This is a genomic window from Rhodococcus sp. DMU2021 (assembly GCF_019641445.1).
Lineage (GTDB): Bacteria > Actinomycetota > Actinomycetes > Mycobacteriales > Mycobacteriaceae > Rhodococcus > Rhodococcus pyridinivorans.
The window spans coordinates 16,556-32,279 of record NZ_JAIFKB010000028.1; the positions used below are offsets into that span (position 1 = coordinate 16,556).

Consider the following 15,724-nt stretch of genomic DNA (forward strand, 5'->3'; position numbering starts at 1 on the left):
AGCCCCCGACGGCAATGTTTGTTCTCGATTTCGCGGCGAGTGACCCTGAGTGTCAACGCATCCGGCGCTTGGCCAGTCGGCGGGTGGCACCCAGTATCAGTGCGGTCGCTCCGAGGGTCGCGGCGAGCGTCGCCAGGGCGCGCGGCGACGGACGGGCACGACGTCCGAGCGGTACGGGCCGGGCGAAAGTGAGAACAGGCCAACCGTTTTCGTTTGCTTCCCGGCGCAGCGGGCGGTCGGGGTTGACCGCGCGCGGATTGCCGACCTCCAGCAACATCGGCAGGTCGGTGGCCGAATCGGAGTACGCGTAGCTGCGGGAGAGATCGTAACCGTACTGCTCGGCGAGCTCGCGGATCGCGACCGCCTTCGCCTCCCCGAAGCAGTAGAACTCGAGCTCGCCGGCGTAGCGGCCGTCGACGATCCGCATCCGGCTCCCCGTGCTGTGGGAGGCACCGAGTGTCCGGGCGATCGGAGTCACCACTTCCTGGCCGGATGCGGACACGATGATCACGTCGTGACCGCGGGCCCGGTGATCGGCGATCAGATCCTTCGCCTCCGCGTAGACGAGCGGTGTCACGACGTCCTGCAGGGTCTTCTCGACGATCGATCCGACCTGCTCGACATCCCATCCTTTGCACATGTGCGCGATGTGTTCTCGCATCCGGTCTACCCGGGCCTGATCGGCCGCCGACAACAGGTAGAGGAGCTGGGCGTAGGTGCTCTGCAGCACGGCCCGGCGGCTGAGGAGACCCTCCTCGAAGAACGGCCGGGTGAACGCCAGCACGCTCGACTTGGCGATGACGGTCTTGTCGAGATCGAAGAACGCTGCGATGCGAGCCGAGTCCGGTGAGCCCCCCGTCGACGGGGCCGGTCGGGACGGATTCACGGACGTATCGGTCACGACCACCACAATAGGGGCGCGCCGCGCCGGTGTTTGAAGTTGCAAGCAGTCGCGCCTAGCGGTGTACTATCGCGAATGCCCGGGTCGATACTCGGGTTGTGTTCAGCCCGACCCCCCGGGGCTGAACGCAGACGGCCCTCGCCTCCTCCCCCCTGGCGAGGGCTGTCGCTTTGTCCGAGGCCTTTTCCGCACGTCTCCGTACTGTCTTCTACACCCGCCGACCTGCGCACAGGTGCGACGAGGGTGCGCACGGCCGGGTTGTCCACAGGCCCCTGATCCATCCACAGGCGGGGCTTCCGAGGCCGTTTCCGCGACACTCACGACCCCGTAGCGGGGCAGCCTGTCGGGCATGAACGACATCCTCGGACTGGTCGACGATCCCGCGCTGGTCGCCGACCTCCATCGTGTGGTCGCGGCGGCCGACCGCACACTGCACGAGATGTCCGTGCCGGTGCCCCGCAGGGCGTGGACCGACGCGGCGATCGTCGTCCTCGATGCGTCCGCCGCAGCGGCATGCGCGGCCGGATATCCCCGCCGCCCCGGCGTGATCCTCGTGTGCAGCGGGACGGCCGGACTGGCGGACTGGCAGGCCGCCGCGACCGTCGGCGCCGAACACGTCCTCGCCCTCCCGTCCGAGGAGGTGGAACTGCTCTCGATCGTCGCGGCCGCTGACGAGCCCTCGACGGGTGCCGGCACCGTCCTCGCGGTCGTCGGAGGATGCGGGGGAGCGGGCGCGTCGACCTTCGCCGCCGCACTCGCCTGGGCCGCGGGGAACGACGAACGACGCGACACCCTGCTCGTCGACGCCGATCCGTTCGGCGCGGGACTCGACGTCCTGACCGGTCTCGAGGAGTGTCCGGGAGTGCGGTGGTCCGGTCTCACCGTCGACGGTGGACGGGTCTCGGCGCGTGCCCTGCGCGACGCCGTACCCGTATGGGCATCCGGGGTGGGCGTCCTGTCCACCGACCGCGAGAACACCGATCGGCTCACCGCCGTCGCCGCAGAGTCGGTCGTCGACGGGGTGCGCGGAGCGGGAGCAACCGTCGTCTGCGATGTGGGGCGCAGCTTCGACCCGGTCGCCGACGCGGTGATCGCACTGGCCGACCTCACCGTGGTCGTCGTGCCGGCCCGGATCGGTGCGGTGCTCTCCGCTACCCGGGTCGCCCGCACGCTCGCGGCGCGGGGTGAACCGGCCGGAGTCGTCGTCCGCGGGCCCGCACCCGGTGGCTTGCGAGCCGTCGACGTGTCCGACGCGGTGGGCCTGGACGTGCTCACCTCGATGCGTCCCGAGCCGGGCTTGAGCGAGATGCTCGAACGCGGGGGCCTGCGGCTGCGGTCACGCTCGCCGTTGCTCGGTGCGGCGCACGACGTGCTGGCGGCCGTCGGGGCCGACCGCGCCGGCCCGGGAGGTGCGGCATGACCGGGACCCTCGGGGACGACCTCCTTTCGCGGGTCCGCGACCGGCTGGCCGACGAGACCGGGGAGCTCACTCCGACCCGCGTCGCCGCAGCCCTGCGCGCGGAATCCGGTGGAGTACTCGGAGACTCCGATCTGCTTGCGGCACTGCGGCATCTGCAGACCGAACTGACCGGTGCGGGCCCGCTCGAGGATCTGCTGGCAGACCCGGCCGTGACCGACGTGCTCGTCACCGCGCCCGATCGCGTCTGGGTGGATCGTGGCAACGGGCTGCACCTGACCGAGGTCACCTTCCCCGACGAGGCCGCGGTCAGACGACTCGCGCAGCGATTGGCGCTGTTCGCCGGGCGTCGGCTCGACGACGCCCAGATGTGGGTCGACGGCAGGTTGCCCGGGCACGGTGAGTTCGGTGTCCGGCTGCACGCGGTGCTCTCCCCGGTCGCGCAGGCCGGGACGTGCCTGTCACTGCGGGTCCTGCGGCCCACGACCCAGGGACTCGAAGCACTGCGGGATCGCGGTGCGGTCTCCGAGGTCGCCTATCGGTTGCTGCTGCGCATCGTCCGCGCGCGCCTGGCCTTCCTCGTCGTCGGCGGCACGGGTGCGGGCAAGACGACGATGCTCGCGGCGCTGCTCGGCGCGGTGGATCCGGCCGAACGCATCGTCTGTGTCGAGGACGCCGCCGAACTGGTCCCGGCCCACCCGCACGTGGTGCGCCTCGTGGCACGGGCACCCAACGTGGAGGGCGTCGGCGAGGTCACCGTCCGCGATCTCGTGCGGCAGGCGCTGCGGATGCGACCGGACCGCATCGTCATCGGCGAGGTGAGAGGCGCCGAGGTCGTCGATCTTCTGACCGCGCTGAACACGGGTCACGACGGCGGCGCAGGGACCGTGCACGCCAATTCGCCCGACGAGGTGCCCGCGCGACTCGAGGCTCTCGCCGCACTCGGCGGCCTCGATCGAGCGGCGCTGCACAGCCAGCTCGTCGCCGCGGTGCAGGTGATCCTGCACGTCCACCGCGGCAGCGACGGAGCGCGACGTCTGGTGGGGATCGGCGTGGTCGAGCGGGACCCCGTCGCAGGCGTGATCGTCACACCGGCATGGACCCACGACAGGGGCGACGAGCACGGCATGGACGCCCTCGAGCGGATCCTGCGTCGACGGGATGCGCCGTGAACGCGACGATCCTGTGCCTCGCGGCGGCGCTGTTCGTCCTGCCGTCGTCCTCGGCCCGCCGTCGACTGCGACGCGGGGTGCCCGGCGCGGCGCCGCGCCCGATACCGCGCGCCCTAGTCGTCGGGGTGATGGTCGTCGTGCTCGCGACGGTTGTGGTGTGGGCGGGAATCACACCGTCTGTGGCCGGCGCGACCGTCGCGACGACCGCGGTGTGGCGTCGCCGAGCCCGGCGCCGCGCTGCTGAGCTCGATCGGCAACGACGGATGTTGCTGTCGGGACTCGACACCGTGATCGCCGATCTGCGGGTGGGGACGCATCCCGCCGACGCGTGCGAGACGGCGGCCCGGGAGACGGCCGGGTCCGTCGCCGGTGCCTTCCGGGTCGCTGCGGCCCGGGCGCGACTCGGCGGGTCGGCGGCACACGGACTACGTTCGGCCACAGCATCCTCGAATGGTGTCGCCGACAGTCTGGGTCGTGTCGCCGATGCGTGGGCCGTCTCCGACCGCCACGGTCTCGCCCTCGCCGAACTGCTCGGGGCCGCGCGTATCGATCTGGCCGCGCGTATGCGGATCCGTGCCCGTACGGAGGCCGGACTTGCCGGTGCTCGGGCCACGGCGACGGTTCTGGCGGGACTGCCGGTGCTCGGGGTGGGTCTCGGGCAACTCATGGGCGCTACTCCGCTCGGCATCCTCCTCGCCGGTGGGCTCGGCGGCGTCATGCTCGTGGTCGGCACTGCGCTGGTCTGTGTGGGTCTGCTGTGGACGGACCGGATCGCGGCACGGGTGAGGGCATGAGCGCGACGTGGGCGGTGTTGCTGGGAGCGGCCTCTCTCGTCGTCGCACCGACCCCTCGTGGAACCACCCGCTTGTTCTCCACGAGAACCCTTGCTGCCGAGTCGGATACAACTAAACCCGAGACCGACCCGCACGCGTTTCCCGCTGCCTTCGATCTCTTCGCGGCGTGTCTGCGCGCAGGGATGCCCGCCGGTTCTGCGGCGCGGGTCGTCGCGGAATCCGCTCCACCTGACCTCGCGGCGGCGTTGCGGAGAGGTGCCGACCGATTGGCGCTCGGAGCCGATCCGGCCGATGCGTGGGGAGGTTCGGGAGCGGTCGACGCGCTGGACGATTTCGCCCGCGCGGCACGACGATCCGCGAAATCCGGTGCGCCCCTGTCGGACACCGTCGCCGAACTCGCGGTCCGGCATCGCGCCGAGACGGAGGACCGGGTCGCCGCCGAGATCGATCGGGCCGGAGTACTCGTGAGCGGGCCGCTCGGTCTGTGCTTTCTGCCGGCCTTCGTGTGCCTGGGCATCGTGCCGGTCGTCGTCGGCCTGGCGCGGGACGTCCTGGGTGCGGGGCTGATGTGAACGTCGGCGCGGACGGTCCGCGCCGCTCGGATGGGAGGGACGGAAGATGGGGAAACGAACAGTGACCGAAGCGTTCGCACACGGTCTGCGTGGTCGCCTCGGCGGGCTCGTCGTGCAGGACGACGGCATGTCGACGGCGGAATATGCGATCGGGACCATCGCGGCGGCGGCTTTCGGGGCGGTGCTGTACACCGTGGTGACCGGCGATTCGATCGTGTCCGCGCTGACGGGCATCGTCGAGCGTGCCCTGAACACGGCGGTGTGATACCGACGCATGCGAAAGATGCTCGGACGACGCTGGTTACGCGCTTTCGTTCGTGAGGACGAAGGCGGGGTCACCGTCGAAGCGGCTCTCGCCGTCGCAAGCCTGGTCACGGTGCTCGTGCTGTGCCTCGGCGCGGTGCTGGGCATCGCGTACCAGGTGCGGTGCCATGACGCCGCCCGTGAAGCCGCCCGCCTCGCCGCGCGGGGAGATCAAGCGAGGGCGGTCGATGTGGCCACGCGAGTCGCGCCTCCGGACGCACGCGTGGCCGTACGCGAGGAAGGAGATCTGATCGTGGCGGTCGTGACTGCGGGGAGTCCGCTGCTCCCGTTGCTGACCCTCACGGCCGAGGCGGTGGCGGTGCGCGAGCCGGAAGGAACGCGATGAGGTCGGGCCCGTCCCTCCTCGGCGACGACGGGAGCGCGAGTGTGATCGGCTGCGCCGTGATGGCCGGACTCATCGCGATCACGGCCACGTTGCTGCACGTCGGGTCGGTCGTCGTCGCACGTCATCGTGCGCAGGCGGCGGCCGACCTGGCGGCGGTGGCGGTCGCCTCGGCACTGGACCGCGGGGTCGTGGAGGCTTGCGAGGCGAGCGAGGCGATCACCACACGGATGCGAGTACGATTGCGGCGCTGCGAGATCGAAGAGTGGGATGCGCTCGTCGAGGTCACCGCCGAGGTGTCGGCTCTCTTCGGCGGCAAGGAGGCGACGGCCGTCGCGCGAGCCGGTCCTGCCCGATGAGGCCCGTCGGCGGTCGCTCGCGGCCGTATCCAGCGCATTCGCGCTCGTTGCTTGCCTGTGCTCGCATCCAGCGGTTGCCGCCCGACCCGTACACGAAGCGGCTGCTGGCAGCCGTTCCCGTCCCGGATCCGGCCGAGTAGGCGCGCCGGTGGCCTGAATCGCCGTCACCCCTCGATCGCAGCGAGGACGGCATCGAGGACGGCGACCGCCCCGGACTTGTCGAGCGGATCGTTGCCGTTCCCGCACTTGGGGGAGTACACGCACGACGGGCATCCGGCGGCACATTCGCAGGCCGCGACCGCATCGCGGGTCGCGCTGAGCCACTTGGTGATCCGGTGGTATCCGCGTTCGGCGAATCCGGCGCCGCCGGGCTGTCCGTCGTAGACGAAGACGGTGGGCAGCCCGGTGTCGGGGTGCAGATCGGTGGAGACGCCGCCGATGTCGCCCCGATCGCACGTCGCGAGCAGGGGGAGCAGGCCGATCGCGGCGTGCTCGGCGGCGTGGAGTGCCCCGGGCACGCGATCGGGGGTCACCCCGATCCGGTCGAGCAGGTCGGGGTCGATCGTGTACATCACCGCGCGGGTGTCGAGCGTGTGCTCGGGCATGTCGAGGGGAATCTGGTCGAGCACCTCTCCGGACGGCAGGCGGCGCAGATAGCCGACCACCCGGTGCGTCACCTCGACCCCCACGGACGCGACGGTGACGGGTCCGAACTCGCGGTGTTCGTCGACGGAGATGCAACAGATGTCGGTGATCTCGCGTGCGCTCGTCGACCATTCCGGGTCCTCGGCGTGCACGAGGGCGATGCCGTCCTCGAGATACAACTCGTCGACGACGACGGTCTCACCCTGGTGCAGGTGCACAGCTCCGGGATGGACGGTCGCGGGGGCGCGGGCGGCGTCGACGGTGCCGAGCATGCGACCGGTGTCGCCCTCGACGATCGAGACCTGGCGGCCGATCCCGCCGCGGATCTCGACATCGCCGTGCGGTTGCGTTCCCGGGGTGACGAACCAGCCGTGCGGGCGGCGGCGGATCAGTCCCTGCTCCGCGAGGTCCGTGAGGACGTCGAGCGCGCCGAACTCCTCGACCTCGGCATCGCTGATCGGCAGTTCCGATGCGGCGCAGAGAAGTTGGGGCCCGAGCACGTATGGATTGTTCGGATCGGTGACTGTCGTCTCGACCGGCCGGTCGAGCAGTGCCTGCGGATGGTGCACGAGATAGGTGTCGAGCGGATCGTCCCGCGCGACCAGCACGACGAGCGAACCCTGCCCGCGGCGACCGGCGCGACCGCCCTGCTGACGGAAGGACGCGACCGTGCCCGGGAATCCGGCGACGATCACCGCGTCCAGACCGGCGATGTCCACGCCGAGTTCGAGGGCGTTGGTGCTGGCGACGCCGAGCAGACGGCCGTCGGAGAGCGCGGCCTCGAGGTCGCGCCGGTCCTCGGCGAGGTAGCCCGCCCGGTAGGCCGCCACCCGGTCGACGAGATCCGGTGCCGCCTCGGCGAGAAGCCGACGTGCACCCATGGCCGTGAGCTCGGCGCCGTGACGCGACCGGACGAACGCCAGGGTGCGGGCACCCTCGACGACGAGGTCGGCGAGAAGGCGCGCGGCCTCGGTCCCGGCGGCCCGCCGCACCGGGGCGCCGTGTTCGCCCGTGAGTTCGCGCAGCAGGGGCGGCTCCCACATCGCGACCGTGCGGGGTCCGTGCGGCGAGCCGTCCTCGGTGATCTCGCGGCAGGGTGCTCCGATGAGCCGGGACGCCGCTGCCCCCGGTTCCGCGGTCGTCGCGGAGGCGAGGACGAAGACGGGATCAGCGCCGTACCGGCGGGCCACGCGCCGGAGCCGACGCAGGATCAGGGCGACGTGCGAGCCGAACACACCCCGGTAGGAGTGGCATTCGTCGACGACGACGTACCGCAGGCGGCGCCACAGCCGGGCCCATCGTGCGTGGGCGGGCAACAGCGACAGGTGCAGCATGTCGGGATTGGTGAAGATCCAGCGCGAGTGCCGGCGCGTCCACTGCCGGATCTCGGTGGAGGTGTCGCCGTCGTAGGCACACGCGCACACGGTCGACAGGCCGTCGATGTCGGAGGTCAGTTCGGTGACCGCGCGCAGCTGGTCGGCGCCGAGGGCCTTGGTGGGCGACAGGTAGAGAGCGGTGGCCTGCGGGTCGTCGGCGAGCGCGCTCAGGACGGGCAGCTGGTAGGCGACCGACTTGCCCGACGCGGTGCCGGTGGACACCACCACGTTCTCCCCGCCGGCCGCGATGTCGGCGGCGCTCGCCTGGTGGTGCCAGGGACGCTCGACGCCCTGGTCGCGGAAGGCCCGGACGACGTCCTCGTGCGCCCACTGCGGCCAGTCGCTGTGGTGGGCGGGCCGGGCCGGGATCTCTGCGACGTGGGTCAGCGGTGACTCGCCCGTCGGGGTGCCGGCGAGCAGCCGGTCGAGCAGCTCGCGACCGTAGGTGGGGGCGGTGGCGTCGCCGTTGTGGAGGAAGGGCGAGCCGGTCACGCAGTACTCCGCTGGGTCGGACGAGGTGTCTGTCGAAAACGTCTGTCGGATAGGAATGTGTCGGATACGGCGAGGCTGTGTCGGATGCGGGAGACCCGGGTCCGGGACGAGTGGGGCCACAGTGGCCTCCCGTAACATGGGAGCAACAGCTACCCGTGGGTAATGCTACCGAGACATGAACAAGATCAGGGAATTGGCACGTTTGTGCCCATTCCTACTGTTGCGCGTGCCCAGAACGTGGTTGACTGACACCCGGTCGCAGCTTCTGTGTTCGTAGACTTGGAAAAGTGCACGCTCGCAGGATCGATGGTTGCGAGCGCGGTGCTTTAGCTCTTCCAACGGGGGACTCGAGAAGTACAGCGGTCGGAACCGGGACCTGGCGGATCGCGTACCCGGCGGTTCGTCGAATCCGGTGTTAGAAAGAGAAGGAAAAGCATGGCACAGGGCACTGTGAAGTGGTTCAATGCGGAGAAGGGCTTCGGCTTCATCGCTCCTGAGGACGGCTCCGCCGACGTGTTCGTTCACTACTCCGAGATCCAGGGTTCCGGCTTCCGCACCCTCGAGGAGAACCAGCGAGTCGAGTTCGAGGTCGGTCAGGGCACCAAGGGCCCGCAGGCCACCGGCGTGCGCGCACTCTGATCCACCCGCTCGAGCGAGCAACCGGGCAAGGTCAACCACCTCGCCCGATCGTCCCCCGTCGCCTCAGGTGATGGGGGACGATGCATTTCCGGGACGTGTGCGCGAACCGGTCGTGGGACCTCACCGCCTCGTCGCGCTCACGGAGCCGGGAGAGGAGGACCCGTGAGTCAACTGTCCTTCTTCGGGGCCGACACGATGCCGCCGGCCCTGGCCGACCTGAGCGGCCTGCTCGCGGCACACGGACGTGCGCGTCTCACCGACGACGGCGCGGTGCTGACCGTGGAGGTCGACGCCGAATGGCGCGCCCGTGCGATCGGGCAGCTCGTGACCGACACGGGAGTCGAGGCGGACATCGCCGTCGACGGCGAGCTGTTCACCGTCAGCACATCCGTCGACCCCGCTCTCGTCCCGCTCGCGACCCAGTGGAGCAGCGACGACGGCAAGACGGTCCCGACCGGCTGGGTCCCGTCCTCGCGGGCCCAGCGGGCGTGGTTCCTCGCGTCCGGTCGCATGGAGGTCGAGGGAGCACAGTATGTTCTTGGTCTGGATGCGACGGCTCCCGACACTCATGCAGTTCTGGCGCAGGCGCTCATGCGCGCCGGCATCGCACCGACCCTGATCGGTACGCACGGCACCGGTGGACCGGGGTTGAGGATCTCCGGCCGGAGGCGTCTGACGAGGCTCGTCGAGAACATCGGTGCACCTCCGGACGCCGACGCGGCACGACGGATCTGGCCGCACGTGGAACCGGGTGATCATCACTTGTGAAGAGCCGTTCCCCGAGGATGTGCGACCCTGTGTGTGGCCGCGTCTGGGGAACGGGTCGGTATACATGTCTTCGAACAAGGCGACATGTCGGCAATGAGGGAAGGTGCGGGCGGCACGGTGGCAGCACGGGAGAAGAGCACTGCGGGCGGTTCGTCGGGCACGCGTCGGCTCGTGATCGTCGAGTCCCCGACCAAGGCGAGGAAGATCGCCCCCTACCTCGGCCGCGACTACGTCGTCGAGGCATCGGTCGGTCACATCCGCGACCTGCCGCGCGGTGCCGCGGACGTCCCCGCCAAGTACAAGGGCGAGTCGTGGGCGCGCCTCGGTGTCGACGTCGATCACGACTTCGAACCCCTCTACGTCGTCAGCGCCGACAAGAAGACCAAGGTCTCGGAGCTGAAGAGCCTGCTCAAGGACGCCGACGAGCTCTACCTCGCCACCGACCCCGACCGCGAGGGCGAGGCCATCGCCTGGCACCTGCTCGAGACCCTGAAGCCCAAGGTGCCGGTCCGGCGCATGGTCTTCCACGAGATCACCGAGCCCGCTATCCGCGCGGCCGCCGAGAACACCCGCGACCTCGACAACGACCTGGTCGACGCGCAGGAGACCCGCCGCATCCTCGACCGTCTCTACGGCTACGAGGTCAGTCCCGTGCTGTGGAAGAAGGTCATGCCCCGTCTGTCGGCGGGTCGTGTGCAGTCGGTGGCGACCCGCGTGATCGTGCAGCGCGAACGCGAGCGCATGGCGTTCAAGTCCGCCGAGTACTGGGACATCGCGGCCACGATGGACGCCGGCGCCGACGCGAGCCCCCGGTCGTTCGGTGCCCGCCTGGTCAGCGTCGACGGTTCCCGTGTTGCCTCGGGTCGCGACTTCGGGCCCGACGGGAACCTGAAGTCGAACGGTGTCGTCGTCCTCGACGAGGACCGCGCCCGCCGCCTCGCGGAGGCACTCGCCGGTGTCGCGTTGACGGTGTCGTCGGCCGAGAGCAAGCCGTACACCCGCAAGCCCTACGCGCCGTTCATGACGTCGACGCTGCAGCAGGAGGCGGGCCGCAAGCTGCGGTTCTCGTCCGAGCGCACCATGCGCACCGCGCAGCGTCTGTACGAGAACGGCTACATCACCTACATGCGTACCGACTCGACGACGCTGTCCGAGTCGGCGATCGCGGCGGCCCGCGCACAGGCCACCCAGCTGTACGGTGCCGAGTTCGTCCATCCGACGCCGCGCCAGTACACCCGCAAGGTCAAGAACGCGCAGGAAGCACACGAGGCGATCCGTCCCGCCGGCGACGTCTTCGCGACCCCCGGCGAGCTGCACGCGCGCCTCGACGGCGACGAGTTCAAGCTCTACGAGCTCATCTGGCAGCGCACCGTCGCCTCCCAGATGGCCGACGCGCGGGGCACCACGCTGACGCTGCGCATCACCGGCACCGCGGGCACCGGCGAGGAGTGCACCTTCTCGTCGTCGGGCCGCACCATCACGTTCCCGGGCTTCCTCAAGGCATACGTCGAGAGTGTCGACGAGGAAGCCGGTGGTCAGTCGGACGACGCGGAGTCGCGCCTGCCGAACCTGTCCGAGGGTGCCTCGGTCACCGCGACGAAGCTCGATCCGGACGGTCACTCCACCAACCCGCCGGCCCGGTACACCGAGGCGAGCCTGATCAAGACGCTCGAAGAGCTCGGGATCGGCCGGCCCTCGACCTACGCGTCGATCATCAAGACCATCCTCGACCGCGGCTACGTCTACAAGCGTGGCAGCGCGCTCGTCCCGTCGTGGGTGGCGTTCGCCGTCATCGGCCTGCTCGAGGCGCACTTCGCCCAGCTCGTCGACTACGACTTCACGGCCGGGATGGAGGACGATCTCGACGAGATCGCCTCCGGTCACCGGCAGCGCACCGACTGGCTGACGCGGTTCTACTTCGGCAGCGACGACGGTCACGAGGAGTCGGTCGCGCGCAAGGGCGGCCTGAAGAAGCTGGTGGGGGAGAACCTCGAGGACATCGACGCCCGCGAGATCAACTCCATCCGTCTGTTCGACGACTCCGAGGGTCGCGAGATCCACGTGCGTGTGGGCCGCTTCGGTCCGTACCTCGAACGGATGGTCACCGACCCGAACAACCCCGACGCCGAGCCGACCTCGCAGCGCGCGAATCTGCCCGACGACCTGCCGCCGGACGAGCTCACCCTCGAATACGCCGAGAAACTCTTCTCGACGCCGCAGGAGGGACGTGTCCTCGGTGTCGATCCGTCGACCGGCTACGAGATCGTCGCGCGGGAGGGTCGCTTCGGTCCCTACGTGACCGAGCTGATCCCCGATCCGGAACCCGAGCCCGAACCGGAGCCGGAGCCGGACGTCACGCCCATCCCCGTCGATGAACTCGGCTCGGAGGGAGAGGGCGGCACGAAGACCGCCACCAAGAAGGCCGTCGCCAAGAAGGCGGCGAAGAAGGCTCCCGCGAAGAAGACCGGTCCGAAGCCGCGCACGGGTTCGCTGTTCAAGACGATGGACCTGTCCACGGTCACCCTGGAAGACGCCCTGAAACTGCTGTCGCTGCCGCGCGTGGTGGGTGTCGATCCGGAGTCTGGCGACGAGATCACCGCCCAGAACGGCCGCTACGGTCCGTACCTGAAGAAGGGCAGCGACTCGCGGTCGCTCGCCAACGAGGAGCAGATCTTCACGATCACGCTCGACGAGGCGCTGAAGATCTACGCGGAGCCGAAGCGCCGCGGCCGGCAGGCCGCCGCCACGCCGCCGCTGCGCGAGCTGGGCACCGACCCGGTCAGCGGCAAGCAGATGGTGATCAAGGACGGCCGGTTCGGCCCGTACGTCACCGACGGTGAGACGAACGCGAGCCTGCGCAAGGGCGACGAGGTCGAGTCCATCACCGACGAGCGGGCGTCCGAACTGCTCGCCGACCGTCGGGCACGCGGTCCCGTCAAGAAGACCGCGAAGAAGACAGCGGCGAAGAAGACGGCCGCCAAGAAGACCACCGCCAAGAAGACCACCGCCAAGAAGGCAGCGGCGAAGAAGACGACAAAGAAGGCCGCCGCGAAGAAGACGACGGACTGACGGTTCCCGTCGGCGTACGCGGATAACCTCACGGGGTGGACCGCGAACTGCCGTCGGGGATCCCCGGCGTCACACTGTGGCGATCCGAGCCGGGCCGGTGCCTGCGTGGGGGGAACCCACGTGTTGCCGGACGGATGCATGGACCTCATCCGGCACGCCGACGGCTTCCCCGTCGCCGGTCCGGACGCGACGTCACAGTTCTCCGGCCGATCGCCGCTGACGGCGGTCCGGTTCGAACCCGGCCTGGGACCGCCGTTCTTCGGCGTCGACGCGAGCGAGCTGACCGATCGACGGGTTCCGCTCGACGATCTGTGGCCGTCATGTCGTGTGCGGCTCCTCGCGGTTCGAGCCAAGGACGATCCCGTCGCTGCACTGGTCGACGCCGTCCGAGGTGCGGTCGACGCACACGATCCGATGGCCGCCCTCGCGCGGGCGCTGGCCTCCGGCACGGCCGTCTCGGAAGTCGCCGCGACCCTCGGCTGGAGCGACAGGACACTGCGTCGTCGCTCGGCGGTACCTCGGGTGCTTCGATGGGCAGGTCGAGGCCGAGCATGCGATAGCACGCGAAGGACCGATCGAGATCGGCGACGGCGAGCCCCACGGCGGAGAAATGAATGGTCATGGCCGACGATGGGACCGAGGACGTGCGGCCGTCTTGAACGTTTCGGACACGTGATCCGGACCCGTCGGACCCGGTCGTTAGGCTGAGCGCATGCCCGGGGTCTTCGATCGTCTCGTCGGTCAACGCGATGTCGAGACCGAACTCGTCGCGGCCGCGGTAGCTGCCCGTCGGGGCGACACCGGGTCGGCGATGACGCACTCGTGGCTGTTCACCGGTCCTCCCGGGTCCGGTCGCTCGGTCGCGGCGCTGTGTTTCGCAGCCGCCCTGCAGTGCACCGACGAGGAGCCTCCCGGTTGCGGGCGATGCCACGCCTGCACCACCACTATGGCAGGCACCCACGGCGACGTACGGCGGGTCGTGCCCGAGGGACTGACGATCAGCGTCAAGTCGATGCGCGACATCGTGCAGGTCGCCTCGCGGCGTCCCAGCACAGGACGATGGCAGGTCGTGGTGATCGAGGATGCCGACCGCCTCACCGAGGGAGCCGCGAACGCGCTGCTGAAGGTGGTCGAGGAACCGCCGCAGCGAACGGTCTTCCTCCTGTGCGCGCCGTCGATCGATCCCGAGGACATCTCGGTGACGCTGCGCTCGCGCTGCCGTCACGTCGGGTTGGTCACTCCCAGCGCCGACGCCATCGCGCGCGTCCTCGAGGCCACCGACGGCATCGATCCGAAGACGGCGCAGTGGGCTGCATCCGTCAGTGCAGGCCACGTCGGTCGGGCCCGACGGCTGGCCACCGACGAGGGCGCCCGCGACAACCGGACACGTGCCCTCGCTGTCGCCGGCGCGGTCCTGCGCCCCGCCACCACCTACTCCGCAGCCGACGATCTCGGACGCAGTGCCGAGACCGAGGCGAAGGAGATCAGTGCGGAGCGCGACGAGCACGAGACCGAAGAGCTCAGGACCGCTCTCGGTGCCGGCGGTACCGGCAAGGGGGCTGCGGGTGCGCTTCGCGGTTCGGCCGGGGTCCTCAAGGAACTCGAACGCACTCAGAAGTCGCGGAAGACGCGAACCGAGCGCGACATCATGGACAGAGCGCTTATCGATCTCGCCGGTCTGTATCGGGACGCGCTGGTGCACGCCTTCGGATCGCGGGTCACGCTCAACCATCCGGACATGTCGGATCGTGCGGCCGACCTCGCGTCGAGGACCCGGCCGGAGTCGCTGCTCGAGTGCATCGAGGCCATCCTCGACTGCCGGGAGGCGCTCGCCCAGAACGTCAAACCCCGCTTCGCTCTCGCGGCGCTCGCAGCCCGGTTGAGCTCGGCGTTCCGGTAGCCGAAGTGCCGGTTTGCGTCGGGGTGGGGGTAGTCCGCTAGACTTCGGACGCCGAAAGGCTCGCTGCCTTAGCTCAGTCGGTAGAGCATTTCACTCGTAATGAAAAGGTCGTCGGTTCGATTCCGACAGGCAGCTCCACGAAGGCCCCTCACCACGGTGAGGGGCCTTCGACGTTTCTGCGCGCTGTGCGATTCGCACGGATGATGGAGACATGTTGATGGAACTGTTCTCCTTGGTCCTGATCATCGGTGCTCTCGCCGTGGTGCTGCCCATGGCCGTCCGGGTCTTCCGGGACAAGGACCGTTGACGCGAAGCGACCGCGACTATCGGCGCGCACGAGAGCGGTCTCGGACACGGCGCCGAAATCCTCGACAACCCCGTCACCGCGCAGCATGCTTCTCTCATGGCTGAGTCGTTGAAGGACCGGGTTCGGGAGAAGATCCTGCGGCAGCGCGCCGAGGACGGAGGCCGGCCGATCGGCGACGCCGAAGGGGACGACCCTCGCCTCATGGATCTCCGCAGCGACCTCGCGATGCTGGAGCAGGCCGGCGAGGACGATCCGATCGTCCAGCACCTCGCGGCGAAGTACTGGGTCCCCTGAACACCCTCACAACGACGCTTCGTAAGTCGATAAACCAGCTCTGAACTGGCGATTTGGTGTTCTGGGAGATGTTCGCGTAACTTATTCCAGGTCAGAGCGACACGGACACCGACCCGGGCCGAGAGGAACGGGACAACGAGGTTGGACGAAGGCGCCTGCAGATTTCACTGGTTCGAAACCTTCTGGTAAGGTTTGGAGCCGTGCCCGAGAGCCGGAAGGCCCTCGGATGAACAGTCACCCCGGAGTGAACGAATCGGAAGGTTCGGGAGCGATGGTGTGTGCGTGTTCTTTGAGAACTCAACAGTGTGCCGATGAATGTCAGTGCCAAATAATATTTGGTGCGGCCACTTCACTTTTGTGGGTGGTTGTTGCT

At 69.3% G+C, this 15,724-nt stretch carries 15 protein-coding genes and 1 tRNA gene; 14 read left to right on the forward strand and 2 right to left on the reverse strand.

The features are described from left to right. Positions 1-52 precede the first annotated feature (52 nt). On the reverse strand, positions 53-907 hold the full coding sequence (locus K3M35_RS23625; protein ID WP_371850709.1) for an HAD family hydrolase: 855 nt from the start codon (positions 905-907) through the stop codon (positions 53-55). Between the two features lie 343 nt (positions 908-1,250). Between K3M35_RS23625 and ssd the strand changes: the two genes are divergently transcribed. From ssd to K3M35_RS23660, 7 genes are read left to right on the forward strand one after another with little or no spacing between them, the layout of a single operon-like run. Beyond that, positions 1,251-2,321, forward strand: coding sequence for a septum site-determining protein Ssd (gene ssd, locus K3M35_RS23630; protein ID WP_220667066.1), 1,071 nt, complete (start codon positions 1,251-1,253; stop codon positions 2,319-2,321). Continuing rightward, positions 2,318-3,490 carry a TadA family conjugal transfer-associated ATPase gene (locus K3M35_RS23635; protein WP_019290219.1) on the forward strand — a complete coding sequence of 391 codons (1,173 nt, stop codon included), beginning with the start codon at positions 2,318-2,320 and terminating at the stop codon, positions 3,488-3,490. Before ssd ends, K3M35_RS23635 begins: the two co-directional genes overlap by 4 nt. Next, the gene (locus tag K3M35_RS23640) at positions 3,487-4,284 is read left to right on the forward strand and encodes a type II secretion system F family protein (RefSeq protein WP_220667067.1); all 798 of its coding nucleotides are present in this window, start codon (positions 3,487-3,489) and stop codon (positions 4,282-4,284) included. The genes K3M35_RS23635 and K3M35_RS23640 overlap by 4 nt, the downstream gene beginning before the upstream one ends. Then, the gene (locus K3M35_RS23645; RefSeq protein WP_039586754.1) at positions 4,281-4,856 is read left to right on the forward strand and encodes a type II secretion system F family protein; all 576 of its coding nucleotides are present in this window, start codon (positions 4,281-4,283) and stop codon (positions 4,854-4,856) included. The genes K3M35_RS23640 and K3M35_RS23645 overlap by 4 nt, the downstream gene beginning before the upstream one ends. A 46-nt stretch (positions 4,857-4,902) precedes the next feature. Continuing rightward, positions 4,903-5,121 carry a DUF4244 domain-containing protein gene (locus tag K3M35_RS23650; RefSeq protein WP_050993523.1) on the forward strand — a complete coding sequence of 73 codons (219 nt, stop codon included), beginning with the start codon at positions 4,903-4,905 and terminating at the stop codon, positions 5,119-5,121. Positions 5,122-5,130: 9 nt separating this feature from the next. Next, on the forward strand, positions 5,131-5,505 hold the full coding sequence (locus K3M35_RS23655; protein WP_259444402.1) for a TadE family type IV pilus minor pilin: 375 nt from the start codon (positions 5,131-5,133) through the stop codon (positions 5,503-5,505). After that, positions 5,502-5,861: an Rv3654c family TadE-like protein gene (locus K3M35_RS23660; protein WP_024102822.1), complete on the forward strand. Its 360-nt coding sequence runs from the start codon at positions 5,502-5,504 to the stop codon at positions 5,859-5,861. Before K3M35_RS23655 ends, K3M35_RS23660 begins: the two co-directional genes overlap by 4 nt. A gap of 164 nt (positions 5,862-6,025) precedes the next feature. Here K3M35_RS23660 and K3M35_RS23665 read toward each other — a convergent pair whose 3' ends face one another. After that, the gene (locus tag K3M35_RS23665) at positions 6,026-8,374 is read right to left on the reverse strand and encodes a DEAD/DEAH box helicase (RefSeq protein WP_220667068.1); all 2,349 of its coding nucleotides are present in this window, start codon (positions 8,372-8,374) and stop codon (positions 6,026-6,028) included. A gap of 435 nt (positions 8,375-8,809) precedes the next feature. On the opposite strand from K3M35_RS23665, the gene K3M35_RS23670 reads away from it, so the two are divergent. The 7 genes from K3M35_RS23670 (at position 8,810) to K3M35_RS23695 (ending at position 15,351) form a co-directional block, all read left to right on the forward strand. Beyond that, the gene (locus K3M35_RS23670; protein WP_003935252.1) at positions 8,810-9,013 is read left to right on the forward strand and encodes a cold-shock protein; all 204 of its coding nucleotides are present in this window, start codon (positions 8,810-8,812) and stop codon (positions 9,011-9,013) included. 162 nt (positions 9,014-9,175) lie between these two features. After that, complete coding sequence (locus K3M35_RS23675) at positions 9,176-9,781, forward strand: hypothetical protein (protein ID WP_019290213.1); 606 nt, start codon at positions 9,176-9,178, stop codon at positions 9,779-9,781. Positions 9,782-9,874: 93 nt separating this feature from the next. Next, the gene (topA, locus tag K3M35_RS23680; RefSeq protein WP_259444403.1) at positions 9,875-12,850 is read left to right on the forward strand and encodes a type I DNA topoisomerase; all 2,976 of its coding nucleotides are present in this window, start codon (positions 9,875-9,877) and stop codon (positions 12,848-12,850) included. Between the two features lie 138 nt (positions 12,851-12,988). Beyond that, positions 12,989-13,558, forward strand: coding sequence for a hypothetical protein (locus K3M35_RS26750; RefSeq protein ID WP_308257113.1), 570 nt, complete (start codon positions 12,989-12,991; stop codon positions 13,556-13,558). A gap of 4 nt (positions 13,559-13,562) precedes the next feature. Continuing rightward, the gene (locus tag K3M35_RS23685; RefSeq protein WP_220667070.1) at positions 13,563-14,750 is read left to right on the forward strand and encodes a DNA polymerase III subunit delta'; all 1,188 of its coding nucleotides are present in this window, start codon (positions 13,563-13,565) and stop codon (positions 14,748-14,750) included. Between the two features lie 62 nt (positions 14,751-14,812). Further along, positions 14,813-14,888: transfer RNA gene (locus K3M35_RS23690), tRNA-Thr, on the forward strand. Positions 14,889-15,153: 265 nt separating this feature from the next. After that, positions 15,154-15,351, forward strand: coding sequence for a hypothetical protein (locus K3M35_RS23695; protein WP_006552400.1), 198 nt, complete (start codon positions 15,154-15,156; stop codon positions 15,349-15,351). Positions 15,352-15,724 lie beyond the last annotated feature (373 nt).